The 19,489-nt window shown below is 59.5% G+C and carries 19 protein-coding genes; 12 read left to right on the top strand and 7 right to left on the bottom strand.

The features are described 5' to 3' along the window. Nucleotides 1-253 precede the first annotated feature (253 nt). The 3 genes from ACM110_RS24270 (at nucleotide 254) to ACM110_RS24260 (ending at nucleotide 5,293) form a co-directional block, all read left to right on the top strand. A complete protein-coding gene (locus ACM110_RS24270) occupies nucleotides 254-1,612 on the top strand; it encodes a TolC family outer membrane protein (protein ID WP_416129764.1) in 1,359 nt (452 codons plus the stop codon). Between the two features lie 147 nt (nucleotides 1,613-1,759). Continuing rightward, nucleotides 1,760-3,919 carry a type I secretion system permease/ATPase gene (locus tag ACM110_RS24265; protein WP_338582434.1) on the top strand — a complete coding sequence of 720 codons (2,160 nt, stop codon included), beginning with the start codon at nucleotides 1,760-1,762 and terminating at the stop codon, nucleotides 3,917-3,919. 9 nt (nucleotides 3,920-3,928) lie between these two features. Then, nucleotides 3,929-5,293 carry an HlyD family type I secretion periplasmic adaptor subunit gene (locus ACM110_RS24260; protein WP_416129763.1) on the top strand — a complete coding sequence of 455 codons (1,365 nt, stop codon included), beginning with the start codon at nucleotides 3,929-3,931 and terminating at the stop codon, nucleotides 5,291-5,293. An 84-nt stretch (nucleotides 5,294-5,377) separates the two neighbouring features. On the opposite strand, the gene ACM110_RS24255 is transcribed toward ACM110_RS24260, so the two are convergent. Both ACM110_RS24255 and ACM110_RS24250 read right to left on the bottom strand, forming a co-directional pair. Beyond that, nucleotides 5,378-5,971: a tRNA-uridine aminocarboxypropyltransferase gene (locus ACM110_RS24255; RefSeq protein WP_416129762.1), complete on the bottom strand. Its 594-nt coding sequence runs from the start codon at nucleotides 5,969-5,971 to the stop codon at nucleotides 5,378-5,380. 5 nt (nucleotides 5,972-5,976) lie between these two features. Continuing rightward, nucleotides 5,977-6,870: a LysR family transcriptional regulator gene (locus tag ACM110_RS24250; RefSeq protein ID WP_007972518.1), complete on the bottom strand. Its 894-nt coding sequence runs from the start codon at nucleotides 6,868-6,870 to the stop codon at nucleotides 5,977-5,979. 347 nt (nucleotides 6,871-7,217) lie between these two features. Between ACM110_RS24250 and speB the strand changes: the two genes are divergently transcribed. From speB to ACM110_RS24225, 5 genes are all read left to right on the top strand, one after another. Beyond that, entirely contained in the window at nucleotides 7,218-8,168 is a 951-nt protein-coding gene (gene speB, locus ACM110_RS24245; protein WP_416129761.1) for an agmatinase, read from the top strand. A gap of 9 nt (nucleotides 8,169-8,177) precedes the next feature. After that, complete coding sequence (locus ACM110_RS24240) at nucleotides 8,178-8,600, top strand: YybH family protein (RefSeq protein ID WP_416129760.1); 423 nt, start codon at nucleotides 8,178-8,180, stop codon at nucleotides 8,598-8,600. Nucleotides 8,601-8,654: 54 nt separating this feature from the next. Continuing rightward, nucleotides 8,655-10,163, top strand: coding sequence for a purine-cytosine permease family protein (locus ACM110_RS24235; protein WP_416129759.1), 1,509 nt, complete (start codon nucleotides 8,655-8,657; stop codon nucleotides 10,161-10,163). Nucleotides 10,164-10,205: 42 nt separating this feature from the next. Next, nucleotides 10,206-11,585: a sodium:solute symporter gene (locus ACM110_RS24230; protein WP_416129758.1), complete on the top strand. Its 1,380-nt coding sequence runs from the start codon at nucleotides 10,206-10,208 to the stop codon at nucleotides 11,583-11,585. A gap of 168 nt (nucleotides 11,586-11,753) precedes the next feature. Next, nucleotides 11,754-12,005 carry an acyl carrier protein gene (locus ACM110_RS24225; RefSeq protein WP_416129757.1) on the top strand — a complete coding sequence of 84 codons (252 nt, stop codon included), beginning with the start codon at nucleotides 11,754-11,756 and terminating at the stop codon, nucleotides 12,003-12,005. A gap of 201 nt (nucleotides 12,006-12,206) precedes the next feature. Here ACM110_RS24225 and ACM110_RS24220 read toward each other — a convergent pair whose 3' ends face one another. Beyond that, the gene (locus ACM110_RS24220; protein ID WP_007914492.1) at nucleotides 12,207-12,335 is read right to left on the bottom strand and encodes a PA1414 family protein; all 129 of its coding nucleotides are present in this window, start codon (nucleotides 12,333-12,335) and stop codon (nucleotides 12,207-12,209) included. 139 nt (nucleotides 12,336-12,474) lie between these two features. After that, nucleotides 12,475-13,368 carry a putrescine utilization regulator PtrR gene (ptrR, locus tag ACM110_RS24215; protein WP_416129756.1) on the bottom strand — a complete coding sequence of 298 codons (894 nt, stop codon included), beginning with the start codon at nucleotides 13,366-13,368 and terminating at the stop codon, nucleotides 12,475-12,477. A 103-nt stretch (nucleotides 13,369-13,471) separates the two neighbouring features. Between ptrR and ACM110_RS24210 the strand changes: the two genes are divergently transcribed. Then, a complete protein-coding gene (locus tag ACM110_RS24210; protein ID WP_416129755.1) occupies nucleotides 13,472-14,653 on the top strand; it encodes an MFS transporter in 1,182 nt (393 codons plus the stop codon). Here ACM110_RS24210 and ACM110_RS24205 read toward each other — a convergent pair. Together ACM110_RS24205 and ACM110_RS24200 are read right to left on the bottom strand one after the other, a co-directional pair. Further along, nucleotides 14,598-15,530, bottom strand: a complete 933-nt coding sequence (locus ACM110_RS24205) for a DMT family transporter (RefSeq protein ID WP_416129754.1) — start codon at nucleotides 15,528-15,530, stop codon at nucleotides 14,598-14,600. The two genes, ACM110_RS24210 and ACM110_RS24205, sit on opposite strands and share 56 nt — an antisense overlap. Before the next feature lie 156 nt (nucleotides 15,531-15,686). After that, nucleotides 15,687-16,523 carry a S1 RNA-binding domain-containing protein gene (locus tag ACM110_RS24200; RefSeq protein WP_338586569.1) on the bottom strand — a complete coding sequence of 279 codons (837 nt, stop codon included), beginning with the start codon at nucleotides 16,521-16,523 and terminating at the stop codon, nucleotides 15,687-15,689. 349 nt (nucleotides 16,524-16,872) lie between these two features. Here ACM110_RS24200 and ACM110_RS24195 point away from each other — a divergent pair, with 349 nt between their 5' ends. From ACM110_RS24195 to ACM110_RS24185, 3 genes are all read left to right on the top strand, one after another. Further along, nucleotides 16,873-17,061, top strand: a complete 189-nt coding sequence (locus ACM110_RS24195) for a hypothetical protein (protein WP_028621608.1) — start codon at nucleotides 16,873-16,875, stop codon at nucleotides 17,059-17,061. Between the two features lie 208 nt (nucleotides 17,062-17,269). Then, nucleotides 17,270-17,992, top strand: coding sequence for a TorF family putative porin (locus ACM110_RS24190; protein ID WP_416129753.1), 723 nt, complete (start codon nucleotides 17,270-17,272; stop codon nucleotides 17,990-17,992). A gap of 77 nt (nucleotides 17,993-18,069) precedes the next feature. Then, entirely contained in the window at nucleotides 18,070-18,939 is an 870-nt protein-coding gene (locus ACM110_RS24185; protein WP_416129752.1) for a DUF6279 family lipoprotein, read from the top strand. A gap of 123 nt (nucleotides 18,940-19,062) precedes the next feature. On the opposite strand, the gene ACM110_RS24180 is transcribed toward ACM110_RS24185, so the two are convergent. Further along, complete coding sequence (locus ACM110_RS24180; protein ID WP_338582446.1) at nucleotides 19,063-19,452, bottom strand: transcriptional regulator; 390 nt, start codon at nucleotides 19,450-19,452, stop codon at nucleotides 19,063-19,065. Nucleotides 19,453-19,489: the final 37 nt, after the last annotated feature.

Raw genomic sequence — 19,489 nt, 5'->3', positions numbered from 1 at the left:
GTGGATCTGAACTTTTCAATCGCCCTGATGAGCGCCCTAAAGCTCATAAATCAAGGGCTTTCGAAGTGAACAATGTGCTGGATTTTGCAGAGCGCATAAGTTTTTTTCGGCATAACTCTTATGAGAAACACTTCTTAGGTTCTCTCCAGAATGTTCTTAGCTCTTCTGTAAAACGCGTGAAACGGTTTACCTATAAATGTCGTCAAATATTTGGCGACTAATAAAGCACCATCAGGAATCAGGGAGATGCACCATGCGCCTTTTAACCCCCCTATGCAGCGCGGTTCTGCTGGCCATGGCCTGCACTTCCCAAGCACATGCCATGTCATTGACCGAAGCCATTCAAAGCACCATCGCCACTCACCCGGAACTGGCGTCGCGGGTGGACAGCCGTCTGTCGGCTGACGAAGACGTGAAGGTCGCGAAGGGGGGCTTTTATCCGTCGGTTGACTTGAATGCCGCGTACGGGCGCGGGTACAGCGACAACACCAACACCCGGGCGTTTGGTAATCACCACACCGAAATTCTCAATTACACCCAATCGGAACTGCGTCTGCGGCAGATGCTCTTCGATGGTTTCAACACCGCCAACGAAGTCGAGCGCACCAAAGGCGTGGTCAATTCCCGGGCCTATTACGCCCAGGGCACCGCTCAGGATCTGGCCCTGCGTACCATCGAGGTCTATCTCGAAGTGCTCAAGCGCCGTGAACTGGTGACGCTGGCCAAGAACAACCTGCAGGCGCATTTGCGGGTCAACGATCAAATCGGCCTGCGCACCGAGCGCGGGATCGGCAGCAACGCCGACGCCGACCAGTCCACCGCTCGTCGGGCGCTGGCGGAGAACAACCTCGACACCGCCGAAGTGGATCTGGCGGATGCCGAGTCGAACTTCGCCGCCGTGGTCGGGCGCCTGCCCGATGAACTCGAATCACCGCCTTCGACCCGCGGCGAATTGCCGGCCACTTTCCAGGAAGCGCAGCAGAGCATGGTGGACAACAACCCGTACCTGAAATCCGCGCAAGCCGACGTGCAATCGGCCGAGAGCCAATACGAAGTCGCCAAGTCGCCGTTCTACCCACGCTTCGACGCCGAAGCCGCGGTGGGCGCGAACAACAACATTGCCGGCGAAGAAGGCCACGACAACGAATGGCGAGTCGGTGTGGTGATGAACTACAACCTGTTCCGCGGTGGCAGCGACAAGGCTCGCCTGCAATCGGATGCGCACAAGATCAATCAGGCGATGGACATCCGCAACAACGCCCTGCGCCAGCTCAACGAAAACATTCACCTGGCCTGGAACGCCATGGTCAATGCCAAGAAACAAACCCCGACCGCCCGTGAATACGCCGACACCAGCAAACGCGTACGCGTGGCGTATCAGGATCAGTTCGGCCTCGGCCAACGCACCCTGCTCGACCTGCTGGACAGTGAAAACGAACTCTACAACGCCAACCGTCGCTACACCGAAGTGCGCTACACCGAAGAGTATTCGATGTACCGTGTACTGGCGAACATGGGCCAGCTGTTGAGCAAGCAGCGGGTCGTACTGCCCGCCGATGCCATCGCCCAGGCCGAAGTGAAGAGCGAAGCTCGTTTGCCTACTCTCAAATAAACACCCCCGTAGGAGCTGCCGAAGGCTGCGATCTTTTGATTTTGTTTTTTAAGATCAAGATCAAAAGATCGCAGCCTTCGGCAGCTCCTACAGGGGGGGCTTGTAGATATTCGTGCCAATTGTTGTAGCTCAACCGGAGCGATAAAATTGACCAGCATGGAACCCGGCAACACCGGTGTCGATCCGCGCCTGAGCTTCGATGACCCGCTTCTGGACGGTCTGTTGATCCTCTGCAAACTTCATGGCGCGACTGTCAGTCGCGCCAGCCTGAGTGCCGGGCTGCCAATGGCACACCAACGACTGAGCCTGGACCTGCTGCCCCGAGCAGCGGCCCGGGCCGGTTTGCAGGCGCGTCTGCTGCGCCGCGACCTCAAGGACATTTCCCCGCTCAACCTGCCTGTGATGCTGCTGCTCAACAATGGCCGCACTGCGGTCCTGCGCCGTTATGGCGAGGACGGCCGGGTGCTGATCCTGCCCAGCGAAGCCGATGGCGGCGAACAATGGATCAGCCCGCAAGAGCTCGCCGAACACTACACCGGCCAGGCATTGTTCGCCCGGCCACGGCATGAACTCGAAGACCTGCGCTCGCCGCTGGTGCCCCGCGTACAAGCCTGGTTTCGCGACACGCTGAAGCTGTCGAAGTGGTTGTACAGCGATGCGATTCTCGCCAGTTTCCTGATCAACCTGTTGGGCCTGATGGTGCCGCTGTTCGTGATGCAGACCTACGATCGCGTGGTGCCGAACCAGGCCACGTCGACCTTGTGGGTGTTGTCCATCGGCCTGTTGATCGGCACCGGTTTCGAACTCGTCCTGCGCGTGGTGCGCGCGCATTTGCTGGACACCGCCGGCAAAAAGACCGACGTGATCCTCTCGGCGACTTTGTTTGAACGCATCACCGGCATGGCGATGAAAGCGCGGCCGGCGACCATTGGCGGCTTTGCCCAGAGCATCCATGACTTTCAGGGCCTGCGGGAATTTCTCACCGCGGTGACGCTGACCAGCCTGATCGACCTGCCCTTCGCCTTATTGATGCTGGTAGTGATCGGCCTGCTTGGCGGCTGGCTGGTGGTGATTCCGGTGCTGGCGTTTCCGATCACCATCATCTTCGCCATGATCATTCAGGCACGCCTTCGCGACACCGTGCAGAAGAGCCTGAGCCTCGGCGCCGAACGCCAGGCGTTGCTGATCGAAACCCTCGGCGGCCTGGAAACCCTCAAGGCCTGCAGCGCCGAAAGCGAGCGCCAGCACAAATGGGAAAGCACCCACGGCGCCCTCACCCGCCTCGACAGCCACGCGCGCAACCTCTCGGCGCTGGCGACCAACGGCACATTGTTCATCCAGCAGTTTTCCGGCATGGCGACCATCGTCGCCGGGGTCTACAGCATCATCGCCGGCAATCTCAGCGTCGGTGCACTCGTGGCGACCTACATGCTCGGCAGCCGGGTACTGGCGCCGCTGGGGCAAATCGCCGGGTTGATCACCCGCTACCAGCAAGCGCAACTGACCATGAAAAGCACCGATGCGCTGATGTCGTTGCCTCAGGAGCGCGATGCCCGGCAACGGCCGCTGGAGCGCACCCAACTGCAAGGCGCGCTGGATGTGGTCGGTGTGACCTTCCACTACAACGGCCAGAACGCCCCGGCGCTGGCCAACATCAGTTTCAGCGTCAAACCCGGTGAACGCATCGGCATCATCGGCCGCAGCGGCTCGGGCAAAAGCACCCTGGGGCGACTGGTGATGGGCTTCTACGAACCGGAAGAAGGCCAGTTGCTGCTCGATGGCCTGGACCTGCGGCAACTCGACGTCGCCGACCTGCGCCATCAAATCGGTTACGTCGCCCATGACTTGCCGCTGTTGGCCGGCAGCCTGCGCGACAACCTGACCCTCGGCGCGCGCTACATCAGCGACGCCCGCATGCTCGAAGTGGCCGAACTCACCGGCGTTACCGAACTGGCCCGGCAACACCCGCAAGGCTTCGACCGCCCTGTCGGCGAGCGCGGCCAATTGCTCTCCGGCGGCCAACGCCAGGCTGTGCTGCTGGCACGGGCGTTGTTGCTCGACCCGCCGATCATGTTGCTCGACGAACCCACCAGCGCCATGGACAACAGCAGCGAAGACGTACTGCGGCAAAAACTCCACGGTTGGGTCCAGGGCAAAACCGTGCTGCTGGTCACGCACCGCACCTCGATGCTCAGCCTGGTGGACCGGCTGGTGGTGCTGGACAACGGGCGGATCGTCGCCGACGGACCGAAAGAAGCGGTCATCGATGCACTGCGCAAGGGCCGTGTCGGCTCTGCGGCGGTCTAGGAGTTGCCCATGCCTGCTTCATCGGATTCTTCGAAAGATCGCGGCTACTTCGACAGTTTCGGCAAAAGCGCCGAAGCCGAATTCATGCCGGAAACCGCCGGCGCTTCATTGCAGGACTCGCCGCGCTGGTCGCGGGTGACCGTTTGGCTGGCGGCCGCGCTGTTGATCAGCGCGTTGGTCTGGGCCAAGTTCGCCGTATTGCAGGAAGTGACGATGGGCGAAGGCAAGGCGATTCCGTCGAGCAAGGTGCAGGTGATCCAGAACCTGGAGGGCGGCATCGTTACTGAGATCTTCGTGCGCGAAGGGCAAATGGTGAACAAGGGCGACACCTTGCTGCGCCTGGATGACACGCGCTACCTGTCGAACAAGGGCGAAAGTGAAGTCGATCGTTATGCACTGACCGCGCAGGTCGAGCGCTTGTCGGCGGAAGCCGAAGGCCGACCTTTCAAACTCTCGGATGAAGTGATCGCCAAGGCGCCGCAAGTGGCCGAGGACGAGCGCTCGCTGTACGAACAGCGGCAACGCCGACTGGCCAGCGAACAACGCACCCTGTCAGAACAACTGAGGCAAAAAACCCAGGAACTGGCGGAGTTCCGCTCGAAAGCCGGGCAGTACAGTTCCAGCCTTGCGCTGGTCAACCAAGAGATGAACATGTCCGAGCCACTGGTCAAGACCGGCGCCGTGTCGCCGGTGGAGATCCTGCGGCTCAAGCGCAGCGCCGTTGAGATCCGTGGCTCGCTGAACGCCACCACGCTGGCGATTCCCCGGGCGGAATCGGCCATTGCCGAGATCAGGAGCAAGATCGACGAATCGGAACAATCCTTCCGTTCGGACGCGGCCAAAGAGCTGAATGAAAAACGCACCGACCTGTCGAAAATCACGGCATCGAGCATCGCCATCGACGACCGCGTAACGCGCACCACGGTGACCTCGCCCGTCAAAGGCATCATCAAGGTGTTGAAGGTCAATACCATCGGCGGCGTAGTTCAGCCCGGCAGCGACATGGTGGAAATCGTGCCGCTGGAAGACAACCTGCTGATCGAAGCCAAGGTCCGCCCACAGGACGTCGCGTTCCTCCATCCCGGCCAGAAAGCCATGGTCAAGTTCACGGCTTACGACTACACGATCTACGGCGGGCTGAGCGCGAAGCTGGAACTGATCGGCGCCGACACCATCACCGATGACAAGGGCAACAGTTTCTACCTGATTCAGGTGCGCACCGATAAAAACCATTTGGGCGGGGACGTGAAACCGTTGCTGATCATTCCGGGGATGGTGGCGACGGTGGACATTATTACCGGGGAGAAAACGGTGCTGGATTACCTGCTGAAACCGGTGTTGAAGGCGCGGACCGAGGCGATGCGGGAACGATAAGATCAAAAGATCGCAGCCTTCGGCAGCTCCTACAGAGGATTGCGTACACCCTGTAGGAGCTGCCGAAGGCTGCGATCTTTTGCTTTACCCTCCATGATTACGCTGGAAAACCTCCTCCCCCATCGCCGCAATCTGCCCTTCGATCAACGCTTCGAACGGCTTCAACAATGGTGAAAACGTTGCAGGCGCCTCCAGCGTTTCCAACGCCTGCACAATCGCCTCCACCGTCGACAACGCTCCCGGCCCCGGCGCCTTGCGCAGTCGATAGCGGGACACGCCGCCTTCAGCCAGCGTCACCCTCGGCAATGCTGCCAGCAACGGATTGAGGTGCAGCATCTTGCGCGCCTTGCGCCAGGTGCCGTCCGGGACCACCAGCAACAGCGGCTCATCGGATGCGACATACGTCTGCATCGGCTGCGCGTCCTCACCGGGAAACAACAAGCGCGCCCGATACCCCGGTTGATTCAACAGGCTGGGCAAATCCTCAAACACTTCGCCGACGATCAGCTCGGCATTCTTCAACCCCAGCGCCGCCAGCCGCGCGGTATTCAACGCATGGTTCACTTCGCTCGGATGCTGCAACAACAGCACCCGAGTACGGCTGTCGAGGCTGGGGATCAACGGGCACAGGCAATGCGATTGCGGTCGCAGACAACGGGGGCATTGAATTCTGGACATCGTCTTCAGGCCTGATTCAGTTGTGCTTTGAGCAGATCGCGGAAAGTCTGGATCAACGGCTCGCGGCTGCGACCCCGGCGCACGATCATCGAGAACGGCGCCTGATAGCCAAAAGTCGCCGGCAACAGCACGCGCAAATCGCCCTTGTCGGCCCAAGCCTGGGCGTAGTGCTCCGGCAAGTAGCCGATGTAGGCGCCAGACAGCACCAGAATCAACTGCGCCTCCATACTCTCCACCGTCGCAGCGCTGTGCTTGAAGCCGTGGCGGGCCAGTTCGGCCTGGCTCCAATAGCCGCGACCGACCATGCGCTGCTGGGTGATGACCTGCTCGGGAATGCGCCGCTCGTTGAACAGCGGATGCCGCGTGCTGCAATAAAGCCAGTGCTGCTCGCGGTACAACGGCATGTACACCAGACCGCTCATGCGCGTCGAAAACGCGCCGATGGCCAGGTCGAGGCGATTGTCCTGCACACCAAGCTGCAACTCATAAGGGCTCATCACCGACAGGTGCAAGTGCACGGCCGGGTGTTCCTGGCTGTAGGCGCCGATGGCTTCGGCGAACGGCAAGGCCTTGTCGCTGACCGTGGAATCGATCACCCCAAGGTTCAGCGTGCCGCGCAATTCACCCTTGAGCGCGGCGGCGTATTGTTCGAAACCTTCCAGTTCGCCGAGCAGGCGCAGAGTTTCCTGATGGAACAACTCACCCTTGCTGGTCAGGCTGAAACCACCCCGACCACGATGACACAGCACCAGACCCAGCGCGGCTTCGAGCTGGCTCATGTAGGTGCTGATGGCCGACGTTGAAAGGTTGAGCTCTTGCTGGGCGTTGGCGAATCCCTGATGACGCACCACGCTGACGAAGATGCGCAATAGTTTCAGGTCGGGTAAAGCGTTGGCCATGGAAGGCTCCGAAACGGGGTGACACGCAGTGCGGAAGGTAATGAGATCATTGTGGGAGCGAGCTTGCTCGCGATTGCGGTGGGTCAGTCAATGATGATGTTGACTGTCACTCCCTCATCGCGAGCAAGCTCGCTCCCACAGGTGTTGCACAATTCGACCCATCGTAGGTTCATGGAAGAAGTCTATCCCCGCCATCGCCATTAGTTTAGAAAAATCTGAACTAAGTATTTGCGCGTAGCGATTCTTCCCGGCCACTACATTTCGCAGAATCGGCGCCACAAGGTTCGTCCGTACTTCCGTGAACGGCGAAACCCAATAAATAAAACAACGACGATGAGGCCCTACCCGTGGACAAGATTCTTCACCAACCACTGGGCGGCAACGAAATGCCGCGCTTCGGCGGCATCGCCACCATGCTCCGACTCCCCCATGTACCTACCGCTGCCGGTCTGGACGCTGCCTTCGTAGGCGTGCCGCTGGACATCGGTACTTCGCTGCGCCCCGGCACCCGCTTCGGGCCGCGTGACATCCGCGCCGAATCGGTAATGATCCGCCCGTACAACATGGCCACCGGTGCTGCACCGTTCGACTCGCTGTCCGTTGCCGACATCGGCGACGTGGCGATCAACACCTTCAACCTGCTGGATGCCGTACGGATCATCGAAGAGTCCTACGACAACATCCTCGAACACGATGTGATCCCGTTGACCCTGGGCGGCGACCACACCATCACCCTGCCGATCCTGCGTGCCATCCATAAAAAGCATGGCAAGGTCGGCCTTGTGCACATCGACGCCCACGCCGATGTGAACGATCACATGTTCGGCGAGAAAATCGCCCACGGCACCACCTTCCGTCGCGCCGTCGAAGAAGGCCTGATCGACCCCGACCGCGTTGTGCAAATCGGTCTGCGCGCCCAGGGCTACACCGCTGACGACTTCAATTGGAGCCGCAACCAAGGCTTCCGTGTGGTCCAGGCCGAAGAGTGCTGGCACAAATCCCTGGCACCGCTGATGGCCGAAGTTCGCGAGAAAGTCGGCGGCGGTCCGGTGTACCTGAGCTTCGACATCGACGGCATCGACCCGGCGTGGGCACCAGGCACCGGCACACCGGAAATCGGCGGTCTGACGACCATTCAGGCGATCGAAATCATTCGCGGCTGCCAAGGCCTCGACCTGATCGGTTGCGATCTGGTAGAAGTCTCGCCCGCTTACGACACCACCGGCAACACCTCGCTGCTGGCGGCCAACCTGCTGTACGAAATGCTCTGCGTACTGCCTGGCGTGGTCCATCGCTGAGGATCGGCCATGAACGAACGTGATCAGGTTTTGAACGCGGCTGCCGATCTGGTATCCGCCTTCGCCCGTAACGATCGCGAAGCCTACTTCGGCGCGTTCAGCGCCGATGCCAGCTTCGTCTTCTACACCCTCGAACAACCGCTTCTGTCGCGCGATGCCTACCAGGCGTTGTGGGACAGCTGGCGTGCCGAGGATGGCTTCGAAGTGCTGTCGTGCACATCGAGCAACGCCTTTGTCAGCCTGCAGGGTGACGTGGCGATTTTCATCCATGACGTGGCCACCGAGCTGCGCATGCAAGGGGAGCACCACTTCAGCCAGGAGCGCGAGACGATTGTTTTCAAGAAACAAGCGTCTGGCCAAGAACAACAAGGCCTATGGCTGGCCTGCCACGAACATTTGTCCGCAATGCCGGAAGGGCTGCCACCCCCTTAGCCAAACAGGTGACGCTCACACACGATGAGCGCGCCTTTATGATCGGAGCAGATCATGAATAACAACAACAAAGACAATAGCCTTAGCATCGAAACAAACGGGGTCGAACAGATCCCGGACAATGAGCGCACCGCCCGGCCCAGCGACCTGTTTCGCTTGATCTTCGGTGGCGCCAATACCTTTGCAACCGCCGTGCTCGGCAGTTTCCCGGTACTGTTCGGCCTGTCCTTCCAGGCTGGCGTCTGGGCGATTGTGCTGGGCGTGGTGCTCGGGGCATTGATCCTCGCGCCGATGGGCCTGTTCGGTCCGATCAACGGCACCAACAACGCCGTGTCTTCCGGTGCACACTTCGGCGTGCACGGGCGCATCGTCGGTTCTTTCCTGTCGCTGCTGACGGCTATCGCGTTCTTCTCGCTCTCCGTCTGGAGTTCGGGTGATGCACTGGTGGGCGGCGCCAAGCGCTTGATCGATCTGCCGGAAACCGACCTGACCCTGGGCCTGGCCTACGGTCTGTTCGCGCTGCTGGTGTTGACGGTGTGCATCTACGGTTTCCGCTTCATGCTGTGGGTCAACCGCATCGCTGTGTGGGCGGCCAGTCTGCTGTTCCTGCTGGGCATCTTCGCTTTTGCCCCGGCGTTCGACAGCCAGTACGCAGGCACTGTCGCCATGGGTCAGGCCGGTTTCTGGGCCGCGTTCATCGGCGCAGCGTTGGTAGCCATGAGCAATCCGATTTCCTTCGGGGCGTTCCTCGGTGACTGGTCGCGCTACATCCCACGTGAAACGCCGAAAGGCCGGATCATGGTTTCGGTGATCGCCGCACAACTGGCCACGCTGATTCCGTTCCTGTTCGGCCTCGCCACCGCCACCATCGTGGCGATCAAGGCACCGGACTACATCGCGGCCAACAACTACGTTGGTGGCTTGCTGGCGGTTTCGCCGACCTGGTTCTTCCTGCCGGTGTGCCTGATTGCGGTGATCGGCGGCATGTCCACCGGCACCACCTCGCTGTATGGCACCGGGCTGGACATGTCCAGCGTGTTCCCACGGGTGCTGTCGCGGGTCAAGGCGACGTTGCTGATCGGCGTGATGTCGATTGCCTTCATCTTCATCGGTCGCTTCGCGGCAAACCTGGTGCAGAGCGTGTCGACCTTCGCCGTACTGATCATCACCTGCACCACGCCATGGATGGTGATCATGATCATTGGCCTGGTGACGCGTCGCGGCTTCTACTGCCCGGACGACCTGCAAGTGTTCACCCGTGGCGAGAAAGGTGGCCGCTACTGGTTCACCCACGGCTGGAACTGGCGTGGCATGGGTGCCTGGATCCCGAGCGCGGCCGTCGGCCTGTGCTTCGTGAACCTGCCGGGGCAGTTCGTCGGCCCACTGGGCAACCTGGCCGAGGGCATCGACATCAGCTTGCCGGTCACCCTGGGCCTGGCTTCGGTGGTGTACCTGGTGTTGCTCAAGATGTTCCCGGAAGCGAGCGCCGTATTCGGCCCGAATGATTTACGCAGCAAGAGCACGGACCCGCTCGTTGAACCGGCGATGCAATCCGTCGCCTGATTTTTCGCCTCACATAAAAAATACAATCGGAGACACGCCATCATGGCTTTGGATTTAATCGTCGTACTCATCTACGCCGCCGCGATGCTGATACTCGGCTACTACGGCATGCGCAAGGCCAAGACCCACGAAGACTACCTGGTCGCCGGTCGTAACCTCGGCCCGGGCCTGTACATGGGCACCATGGCTGCCACCGTTCTGGGCGGCGCGTCTACCGTGGGCACCGTGCGTCTGGGCTACGTGCACGGCATCTCCGGTTTCTGGCTCTGCGCCGCACTGGGCTGCGGGATCATCGCGCTGAACCTGTTCCTCGCCAAACCGTTGCTGAAACTGAAAGTGTTCACCGTCACCCAGGTGCTGGAAAAACGCTACAACCCAATGGCCCGTACCGCCAGCGCGACCATCATGCTGGCCTATGCCTTGATGATCGGCGTGGTTTCGATCTTGGCCATCGGCACCGTACTGCAAGTTCTGTTTGACCTGCCGTTCTGGGTCTCTGTACTGGTAGGCGGCGGCATCGTCGTCATTTACTCGACAATCGGCGGCATGTGGTCGCTGACCCTGACCGACATCGTCCAGTTTGGTATCCAGACCGTCGGCCTGATGTTCCTGCTGTTGCCTATCTGCCTGTACCGTGTGGGTGGCTGGGATCAACTGGTCGCGCAACTGCCGGCCGCCAGCTTCAATTTCACCAGCATTGGCTGGGACACCATCATCACCTACTTCATGATCTACTTCTTCGGCATCCTGATCGGTCAGGACATCTGGCAACGGGTGTTCACCGCCAAGAGCGAAAAAGTGGCGAAGTACGCCGGTACTTCGGCCGGTATCTACTGCATCATCTACGGCCTGGTTTGCGCGCTGATCGGTATGGCCGCTCACGTGCTGATTCCGGATCTGGACAACGTCAACAACGCCTTCGCCGCTATCGTCAAAGTCTCGCTGCCGGACGGCATCCGTGGCCTGGTGATTGCTGCTGCCCTGGCAGCCATGATGTCCACCGCCAGCGCCGGCTTGCTGGCCGCCTCCACCACCCTGACCGAAGACCTGCTGCCGAAACTGCGCGGTGGTAGAGAGTCCAACATCACCACTAACCGTTTGTTCACCCTGTTGACCGGTATTGTTGTTCTGGGCATCGCACTGGTGGTCAATGACGTGATCAGTGCGCTGACACTGGCCTACAACCTGCTGGTGGGCGGCATGCTGATCCCGCTGATGGGTGCGATCTTCTGGAAACGCGCCACCACCGCCGGTGCCATCGCCGCCATGGCATTGGGTTTCATTACCGCCCTGGTTTTCATGTTCAAGGACGGAATGGATGCCAACACACCGATCTACTACAGCCTCGGTGTCAGCCTCGTGAGCTTCGTGCTCGTCAGCCTGATGTCCCGTCGCCCGGCAACACTGGCGAGCGCAGCCTAAGCTGAACATAACGACTTGATGCTTTCTTCGACGGGTGTGGCGTCGGTTGCCACACCCGTTTTTTTTCGCCTGAAGGAAAGTGCTCGAATTCCCTGAACGTCTGGTGCGCCTCGCCGAGGCCGACATCCTCAGCAGGGATAAAAACAACAACGCCCGCGAAGAACCGCCATGAAAAGAGCCGCCGTTCGTGCTGCCGTGCATCGATACATCAGCCGATTGCTGGAAGGCAGGGATGACTTCGACGACAACACCAGTCTGGTGCAGTTGGGATTGGATAAATCGGAAATTGAAGAGCTGATCTTCCATCTGGAAGACGAACTCGGTTTGACGGCGTTCACCGCCGAGGAAGACCGGATGCTCAACACGGCCAGGACAGCCAGTGACTTGAGCCGGTTTTTGATGGAGATCGCGCGGCATTGAATCTGCTCGCCCTATTAAATTCGCCTGCTTTCCTGTAGCAGCTGCCGAGCATCGCGAGGCTGCGTTCGGCTGCAAAGCAGTCGCCGATGAATTCCACTCGGCACATCAGACGGACTGCATAGGTCTACGGTTTACGACGGCTTCGCCGCCGAACGCAGCCTCGCAAGCTCGGCAGCTGCTACGACAGCCGCGGCATCGCGATTACCGGCGACGCTGCTGGCGTCGGCGTTGTTCGTCGTCAGTACGAATAGGCACAGGTTGCAGAGGCGGTTCGATCAAACCGAGTGCGACACCCAGGTCGTGCAGCCAGTTTTGGATTTTCTCTTTCATGATGCCCCCTTCAGGGTAGTGCCGAGCGGCCAAAATTCTGTAGCCCCTTCGCACTGATAATAGTCCGAAGTCCTGAGCAATGCTCGCCCAAAGTGGCAATGATCTGTTACTGAATCGATCACAATCGGCCGCCATTAAATCATGCAATCGCCCGGGCCTGGCTTTGCGCCGACGGATAGACCGCTTGCTGCTCCTCGATCCAAGCATTCAGATTGGCCCCGACCATGCCCTTGCGCCACATCAGCCAGGTGGTTGCCGTGGCAAACGGCTCGGAAAGCGGGTGCACTGCCACGCTTTCACGGCCCGGAAGACTGGCGAGCATCGACTCCGACATCAGCGCCACGCCGGAGCCGGCAATCACGCACGCAAGCATTCCCGGATACGACTCAATCTCCATTGCCCGGCCCATGGCCGCATGATCACGGGAGAACCAGGACTCCAGGCGCGTCCGATAGGAGCAACCCGGGCGAAAAGTGAACACCGAACGCCCTTCCACATCCCGCGCGCTGAGCACCGGTGGATGGTCGGCCTCACTGATCAGCACCAGCCGTTCCTCACACAACAACACGCCATCGAGCCCGGACAATTCCGGCGGACCGTCCACCAGCGCCGCGTCGAGCCGGCCTGTGAGCAAACCTTCCAGCAGCTCACCGCTGGGCCCGGACTGCACTTGCAGGTTCACCGACGGGTAACGCCGGTGATAGCGTGCCAACAGCGCCGGGAGGTGAATGGCGGCGGTGCTGTACATGGTGCCGAGCACGAAGTCACCCGCCGGTTGCCCACCCTGCACCGCCGCATGGGCTTCGTCGTGCAAGGCGAACAACTTCGCGGTGTAGTCCAGCAGGACTTTTCCCGCAGGCGACAGCTGCAAACGCTGACGCTCGCGAACGAACAGTTCTACGCCCAACTGCTCTTCCAGTTGCTTGAGCCGGGTCGACAGATTGGACGGCACCCGGTGCAGGCGTTCGGCGGCGCGTGTAATGGATGCTTCCTCCGCCACAGCCTGGAAGATCCGCAATTGACTGAATTCCACTACCTTCTCCAAAAAAGAACAAGTTACTCACTATTATTCATTTTTCAAGAAAGTCAATCGAACCTAGCCTGACGGTCATTGAACCTCTGTTGGAACTCTGACCATGTCGCCCTTGATTCGATTGTCCGCCAGTTTTATCGCCCTGATGATGGCCATGGGCATCGGCCGTTTCGCCCTGACCCCGCAACTGCCGCACCTGCTCAGTGAAGGCCAGATCGACCTGACTGGCGCTGGCCTGATTGCCGCCGCCAATTACCTCGGTTACTTCCTCGGTGCCGTGGACGCGATGTTTTCCCGGCGTCCCGCGCAAGTCCGTCGCCGTCTGCTGGGTGGCTTATGGCTGTGCGTGCTGTTGACCCTCGCCTCGTTCTGGGCGCACGGCTTCTGGCCGCATCTGATTTTGCGTTTCGGTACTGGCGTGGCCAGCGCCTGGGTGCTGGTGATGATCACCGCGTTGAGCCAGCCGTTGGCTGCCGCCGCCGGACGCCCGCGACTCGGCGCCTTGGTATTTGCCGGACCAGGTTTGGGGATTTTTCTGACAGGGTTGCTTGCCTTGAGTTCGAACCTGCTGGGTCAGACGTCCGCTACGTTATGGCTGGTGTACGCCGCCGTTGGCCTGGTGATGTTGCTGGGGATTGTGCGAATCCTGCCGCAGCCGCCCGTAACCGTGGCGGCTGTCGCCAGCGTCGCGACTTCCGATCATCGTGGTATCGGCCGGTTAGGCCTGGTCTATGCCTTATACGGCGTGGGCTACATCATCCCGGCAACGTTCCTGTCGCAAATGGCCAGTGCGCAGTTCCATGGCCAATGGCAGGCCGATCTGTTCTGGCCGTGCTTCGGACTGGCGGCGGCGATCGGTGTGGTGTTGGTGAGTGTGCGTCGGCCTACTTGGGGGACGACACGTCACTGGCTGATGGCGACACTATGGCTGCAAGCGGCGGGGGTATTCGCTTGCCTGCTGGGCAATGGTCCCGGCCTCGCGCTCGGGGTGATTCTGTGTGGCACGCCGTTCCTGGCCTGCATGCAACTGGTGATTCAACGCTCGCGGGAACTGGCGCCCCAATCGACGCAACGCAATGCAGGCCTGCTGACCGCATGTTTTGCCGTCGGCCAGCTCAGCGGACCATTGCTAGCGGCGCTGAGCAGCCACTTCAGCGGTGGCTTGCAGCCCGCGCTGGTGGTCGCGGGCATTGGGCTGTTGATCGCCGGGAGTTTGCTGTTCAGTTCGCTCAGGACTGCCCAAGCGCTCTGCGCAAACGGCGGCGAACCCACTGCTCAGCACTGACAAAGGTGATGCCCAACAACACCAGCACCGCGCCGATGACAAAGTTGAGGCTCAGCTCTTCGCCCAGCAACACCACACCGAACGTGACGCCGAACAGCGGCGTCATGAACGAAAACACCGCCAGGTTCGCCGCCAGATAACGGCGCAATAGCCAGAACCAGATCAGGTAACTGAAAAACGATACAACCACGCCCTGAAACAACACACTGGCCACCGCCACGGTGGTCAGGCTGACGTGGGTGATCTGGCCGCTGAGCAGCGCGATCAACAGCAAACCAACGAAACCGATGATCAATTGATAGAACAAGGTCAGGGTCACCGGTGCCTCCGACAACCTCGAAGCCCGAACCACCACGGTGGTCGCGCCCCATGCGGCACCCGCCAGTACGCCCAAAGCATCGCCCAGCAACATGCGGCGATCGAGATTATCCCAGGACACTCCACCGGCAAACGCGATGCCGATTCCGACAAAGGCCAGAATGATCCCCAGCCATTGCACCGGCCGCAACCGCTCACTGGGCAACAACCAGTGCACGCCCAGCGCGGTAAAAATCGGCGCGGTATAGAGGAACACCGACATGTGCGCGGCAGTGGTCAGTTGCAGGCCTTCGGAAATGAAGAAAAACTCCAGGCCAAACAGGGCACCGGCCAACAACCCGCCGCGCCACGTAGCACCGACCTGATCCCAGCCGCCCTTCCAGCAGATCACCAAACCCACGAGCAACGCGGACATGCCCGAGCGCCCGGCCGCTTGCATGACCGGTGCAATGTCGGGCGCCGCCCATTTGATCATCACCTGCTGGACGCCCCAGACCAGGCACAAACCCAGCATCACTTGCAGGGCAAACCCATCGGCGCTACGCCGGGTGGCGCTCACTGGAGAACCTTGACTACGACATGGAACATGGCAACAACTCGGCAGTGGAAGCAAAACTCTGCCCTGTAGGAGCTGCCGCAGGCTGCGATCTTTGTTTTTTAAGTTCCGGATCAAAAGATCGCAGCCTGCGGCAGCTCCTACAGGGTGTTTCGAGTATCAGCTCAGTTCAATGCGATCGGCATGAATGACAATCTGGCCATTCTTGTACAACGCACCGATGGCCTTTTTAAAGTTGCCTTTGCTGACGCCGAACATGCTGCTGATCACTGTCGGGTCGCTCTTGTCGCTGACCGGCAGACTGCCGTTGTTCTCGCGTAACTTGGCGAGGATCTTCGAGTTCAGGCTGGTGGCCGCTTCCTGGCCGACCGGTTGCAGGCTCAGGCTGATCTTGCCGTCGGCACGAACTTCCTTGATGAAGCCCTTCTCTTCTTTGCCGGCGCGCATGAACTTGAAGATTTCGTTCTTGTGAATCAGGCCCCAGTGCTTGTTATTGATGATTGCCTTGAAACCCATATCGGTGGCTTCGGCAACCAGCAAGTCAACTTCCTGGCCCGGCGTGTAGTTGGCCGGCGTCTTGTCGAGGTAGCGGTCAAGACGCGCCGTCGCGGTGATGCGGCGTGTGTGCTTGTCGAGGTAGACATGCACCACGGTGTACTCGCCGGCTGTCATCTGGCGTTTTTCTTCGGAGTACGGCAGCAACAGATCCTTCGGCAGCCCCCAGTCCAGGAACACGCCGATGCTGTTGACTTCAACAACTTTCAAACTGGCGAATTCACCTACCTGAACTTTTGGCTTTTCAGTAGTTGCGATAAGTTTGTCATCGCTATCCAGATAAACAAAAACGTTTAACCAATCTTCATCTTCGCTGGGAATATCTTTTGGAATATAACGATTAGGCAAAAGAATTTCGCCATCCGCGCCACCGTCCAGATATAAACCGAAGTTAGTGTGTTTAACCACTTGCAAACTGTTGTAACGCCCGACTAAAGCCATGTCCAATACCCTCATTACGTGGCGGCATTCTACCCGGTTTTGCCGACCGCGTTCGGTAGCCGGCCCGGTGGCGCAAGAAAATCCTGCGAAGGCCTTAATTTTCCTGGCTTTTGCCATGGGCAGCTGGCCGCTCGTCTGACCGCTCCGACCACTTTCATCACTGTCTGCCAGGCACGAAAAGACATTTTACGAGCCATGTTTTTATTTAAAACAGCGACTTAGGGGAAACAGACCAACAACAATTCGCAGCCTGTTTCGTCCCTCACCTCAAACGTCCAAGGGATATTTGCCAAGCAAATTGCAGGTAATTCCTGTACGATGCCTGGCCAAGTTAATTTTCTACAGGTTAATGGCCGCCATGCGTGTAAAAGCATCCACCAGCAAAGCAAAGCCAGCTCCAGCCGTTGAAACCAGCGAATCGATCAACAACCAGATCGCTGCATTCCTCAAATCCGGCGGTGAAATCCAGCAAATTGCCAAAGGCGTCAGCGGCCAGACGTTCGGCCCGTCCAAGCAGATCACCTTGGGCAAGAAGTAACACTCTTCGCTTCACCTGGTCCCTGGGCGCTTTGAGCTTCGAAGCGCCTGGACTGGCACCCGCGCAGCAACTCCCTCGCAAACAATCAATCTTGTTAAAATCGACGAACGGCCCTCGATGCCCGTCATTCGCCGGTATCCTTGCACGCGTCTAGATCAAGCGTTTCAGCAGGCCTCTCCGCCCGCCCCCGCTGTTCATGGAGCGACGCATGTTCAAACCCTCCTGCTTACCCATCCTGCTCGTCAGCTTTATGGCGTGTTCGATCGCCCATGGGCAAATCTTTCAACGCGAGATGGGGGATTTCGATCTCAAGCTCGGCACCAGTCCCAGCCGTAGCATGGCCCAAGGCTTGGTCAAACCCTCGGCCGCCGGCTCATTTCATGGCGGTCTGGACCTGACGCACAGCAGTGGTTTCTACTTTGGCCAATGGTCGCCCAGCATGGGTATCAGCCCGGGAAAAAATCTCGAGATCGATTCCTACGCAGGCTTTAAACAACCCTTCGACCAAACCTTTGGCTATGAAGTGGGCATGATCCATTACAGTTACCCCGAAGTGGAAACGCTCGACAGCCAGGAGCTGTTCGGTGGCCTGACCTTGCTCGGCAGTCGTTTCGGCATCGCGTTGAGCAACGACCCGGACAAACAGAACAACACGCTCTTCGCCGACCTCAGTGGCAATCAGCCGTTCGGCATCGGGATCAGCATGAAATACACCACCCACCAGCTGAACACGCCCGTCGCGGTGGACGGTGGTTACGTAGGAAGTTTCACCGATTGGTCAGTGAAACTGTCTCGACCGTTCATGGGCATCGACCTCAACCTGATCTACAGCGACTCCAGCCTCAGCGGCAGCTATTGTTCTGCCTATTCCGGGCACAACAGTCAGTGTGACGGACTTGTCACCCTCAAGGCTGAACGCGCCTTCTATTGATTGGCTGAACTGCCGGGCTGATCTTGCGTTCACATGAGAATCAGACCCCGAAGCCAGGCTTTCGCAAGGATTCGCCCATGTCTCGCTGGTTAAAACAGATCGCCTTCGTGCTCATGTTCAGCCTCGCCCTCGGCGCGTGCAGCCGCATGGGCCTGGCCTACCGCAACCTCGACGTGATCATTCCCTGGACGCTCGGCGACTACCTGGACATGAACGGCGAGCAAAAAAGCTGGCTCAACGAGCGCCTCAAGGAACATTTGAGCTGGCATTGCACCACGCAAATGCCGGGTTACCTCGACTGGCTGGATCGACTGCAAACCATGGTCGCCACGAACCAGGTCACCGATGCCGCATTGCAAGCCCGCGCGCTGGAAGCCAAACAGGCGATCGCCGAAACGGCCCGGGAAATCACCCCCTCCGCGGTCGAATTGCTGCAAGGGCTGGACGACACGCAGGTCGCCGAAATGAACGAGGCCTTCGCCAAAGACCAGCGCAAACGCCAGGCGCAATACCTTAAGCCGTCCCTCGACCAGCAGATCAAGGAACGCGGCGAGCGCATGGAAAAACGCCTGGGTGACTGGCTTGGCCCATTGAACGCCACTCAGCATCAGCGCGTCGTGGCATGGTCGAATGCCTTGGGCGACCAGAACACGCAGTGGATCGCCAATCGCGTCCACTGGCAGAAGCAGTTCAGTGCCGCCGTGGCGCAACGCCACAGCCCTGAATTCCCACAACGAATAGAGACGCTTCTGGTCGAACGCGAGCGTTTATGGACGCCTGCGTACCGCCAGGCATTCGCCGCCACGGAAGCGCAGGCACGCTCGCTGTTCGTCGATTTGATGGCTGAAAGCACGCCGGAGCAGCGTCAGCGGTTGCTGACGAAAATCGAGGGAGTGAAGAAAGATTTCAGTGATTTGAAATGTCTGAAAGCCGCAAAACAGAGCTAACAACTCAAATCCCCTGTAGGAGTGAGCCTGCTCGCGATAGCGGTGGATCAGTCGATAAAAATGTCGGCTGATCCACCGCTATCGCGAGCAGGCTCACTCCTACAGGGGGAATCAACTGACCTGTCAGGCAATCTGCGCCTTCGACGCCACCTCTTCGAACGTCACTTCATCCAGCGCATCTTCCTGCTCATCAAGCACTTGCCGCGGATGATCATTACCCGGAATGCTGCTGTCGATCAGGCTCAATAAACTGGAACCCCGAGGCGTCAAAATGTAATTGGACCCGGTGCCTCCCTGCTCCTCCGGCCGAGGCTCGATGTAACCCCGCTCCAGCAGTAATTTCTCGTACTCACCCGCCACCGCTTTCAGATGGTCAAGGTTCTCAGTCTGCTCACCTTCCGACGCTTTTTCCGCCGCGTACTGTTCGGCATAAGGTCGTGGCGTGAAGCTGGCTTCGCCGTGCTGCACTTCATGCAGCAGGCGCTCGATCAAATCCCAGTTATAAGTCGTCATCCTGCAACCTCCGGTGCCCGTGAGTGAGGGGCTACAT

Source organism: Pseudomonas sp. NFX98 (assembly GCF_047784845.1).
Classification (GTDB): domain Bacteria; phylum Pseudomonadota; class Gammaproteobacteria; order Pseudomonadales; family Pseudomonadaceae; genus Aquipseudomonas.
This window is presented reverse-complemented; position numbering and strand designations above follow the sequence as displayed.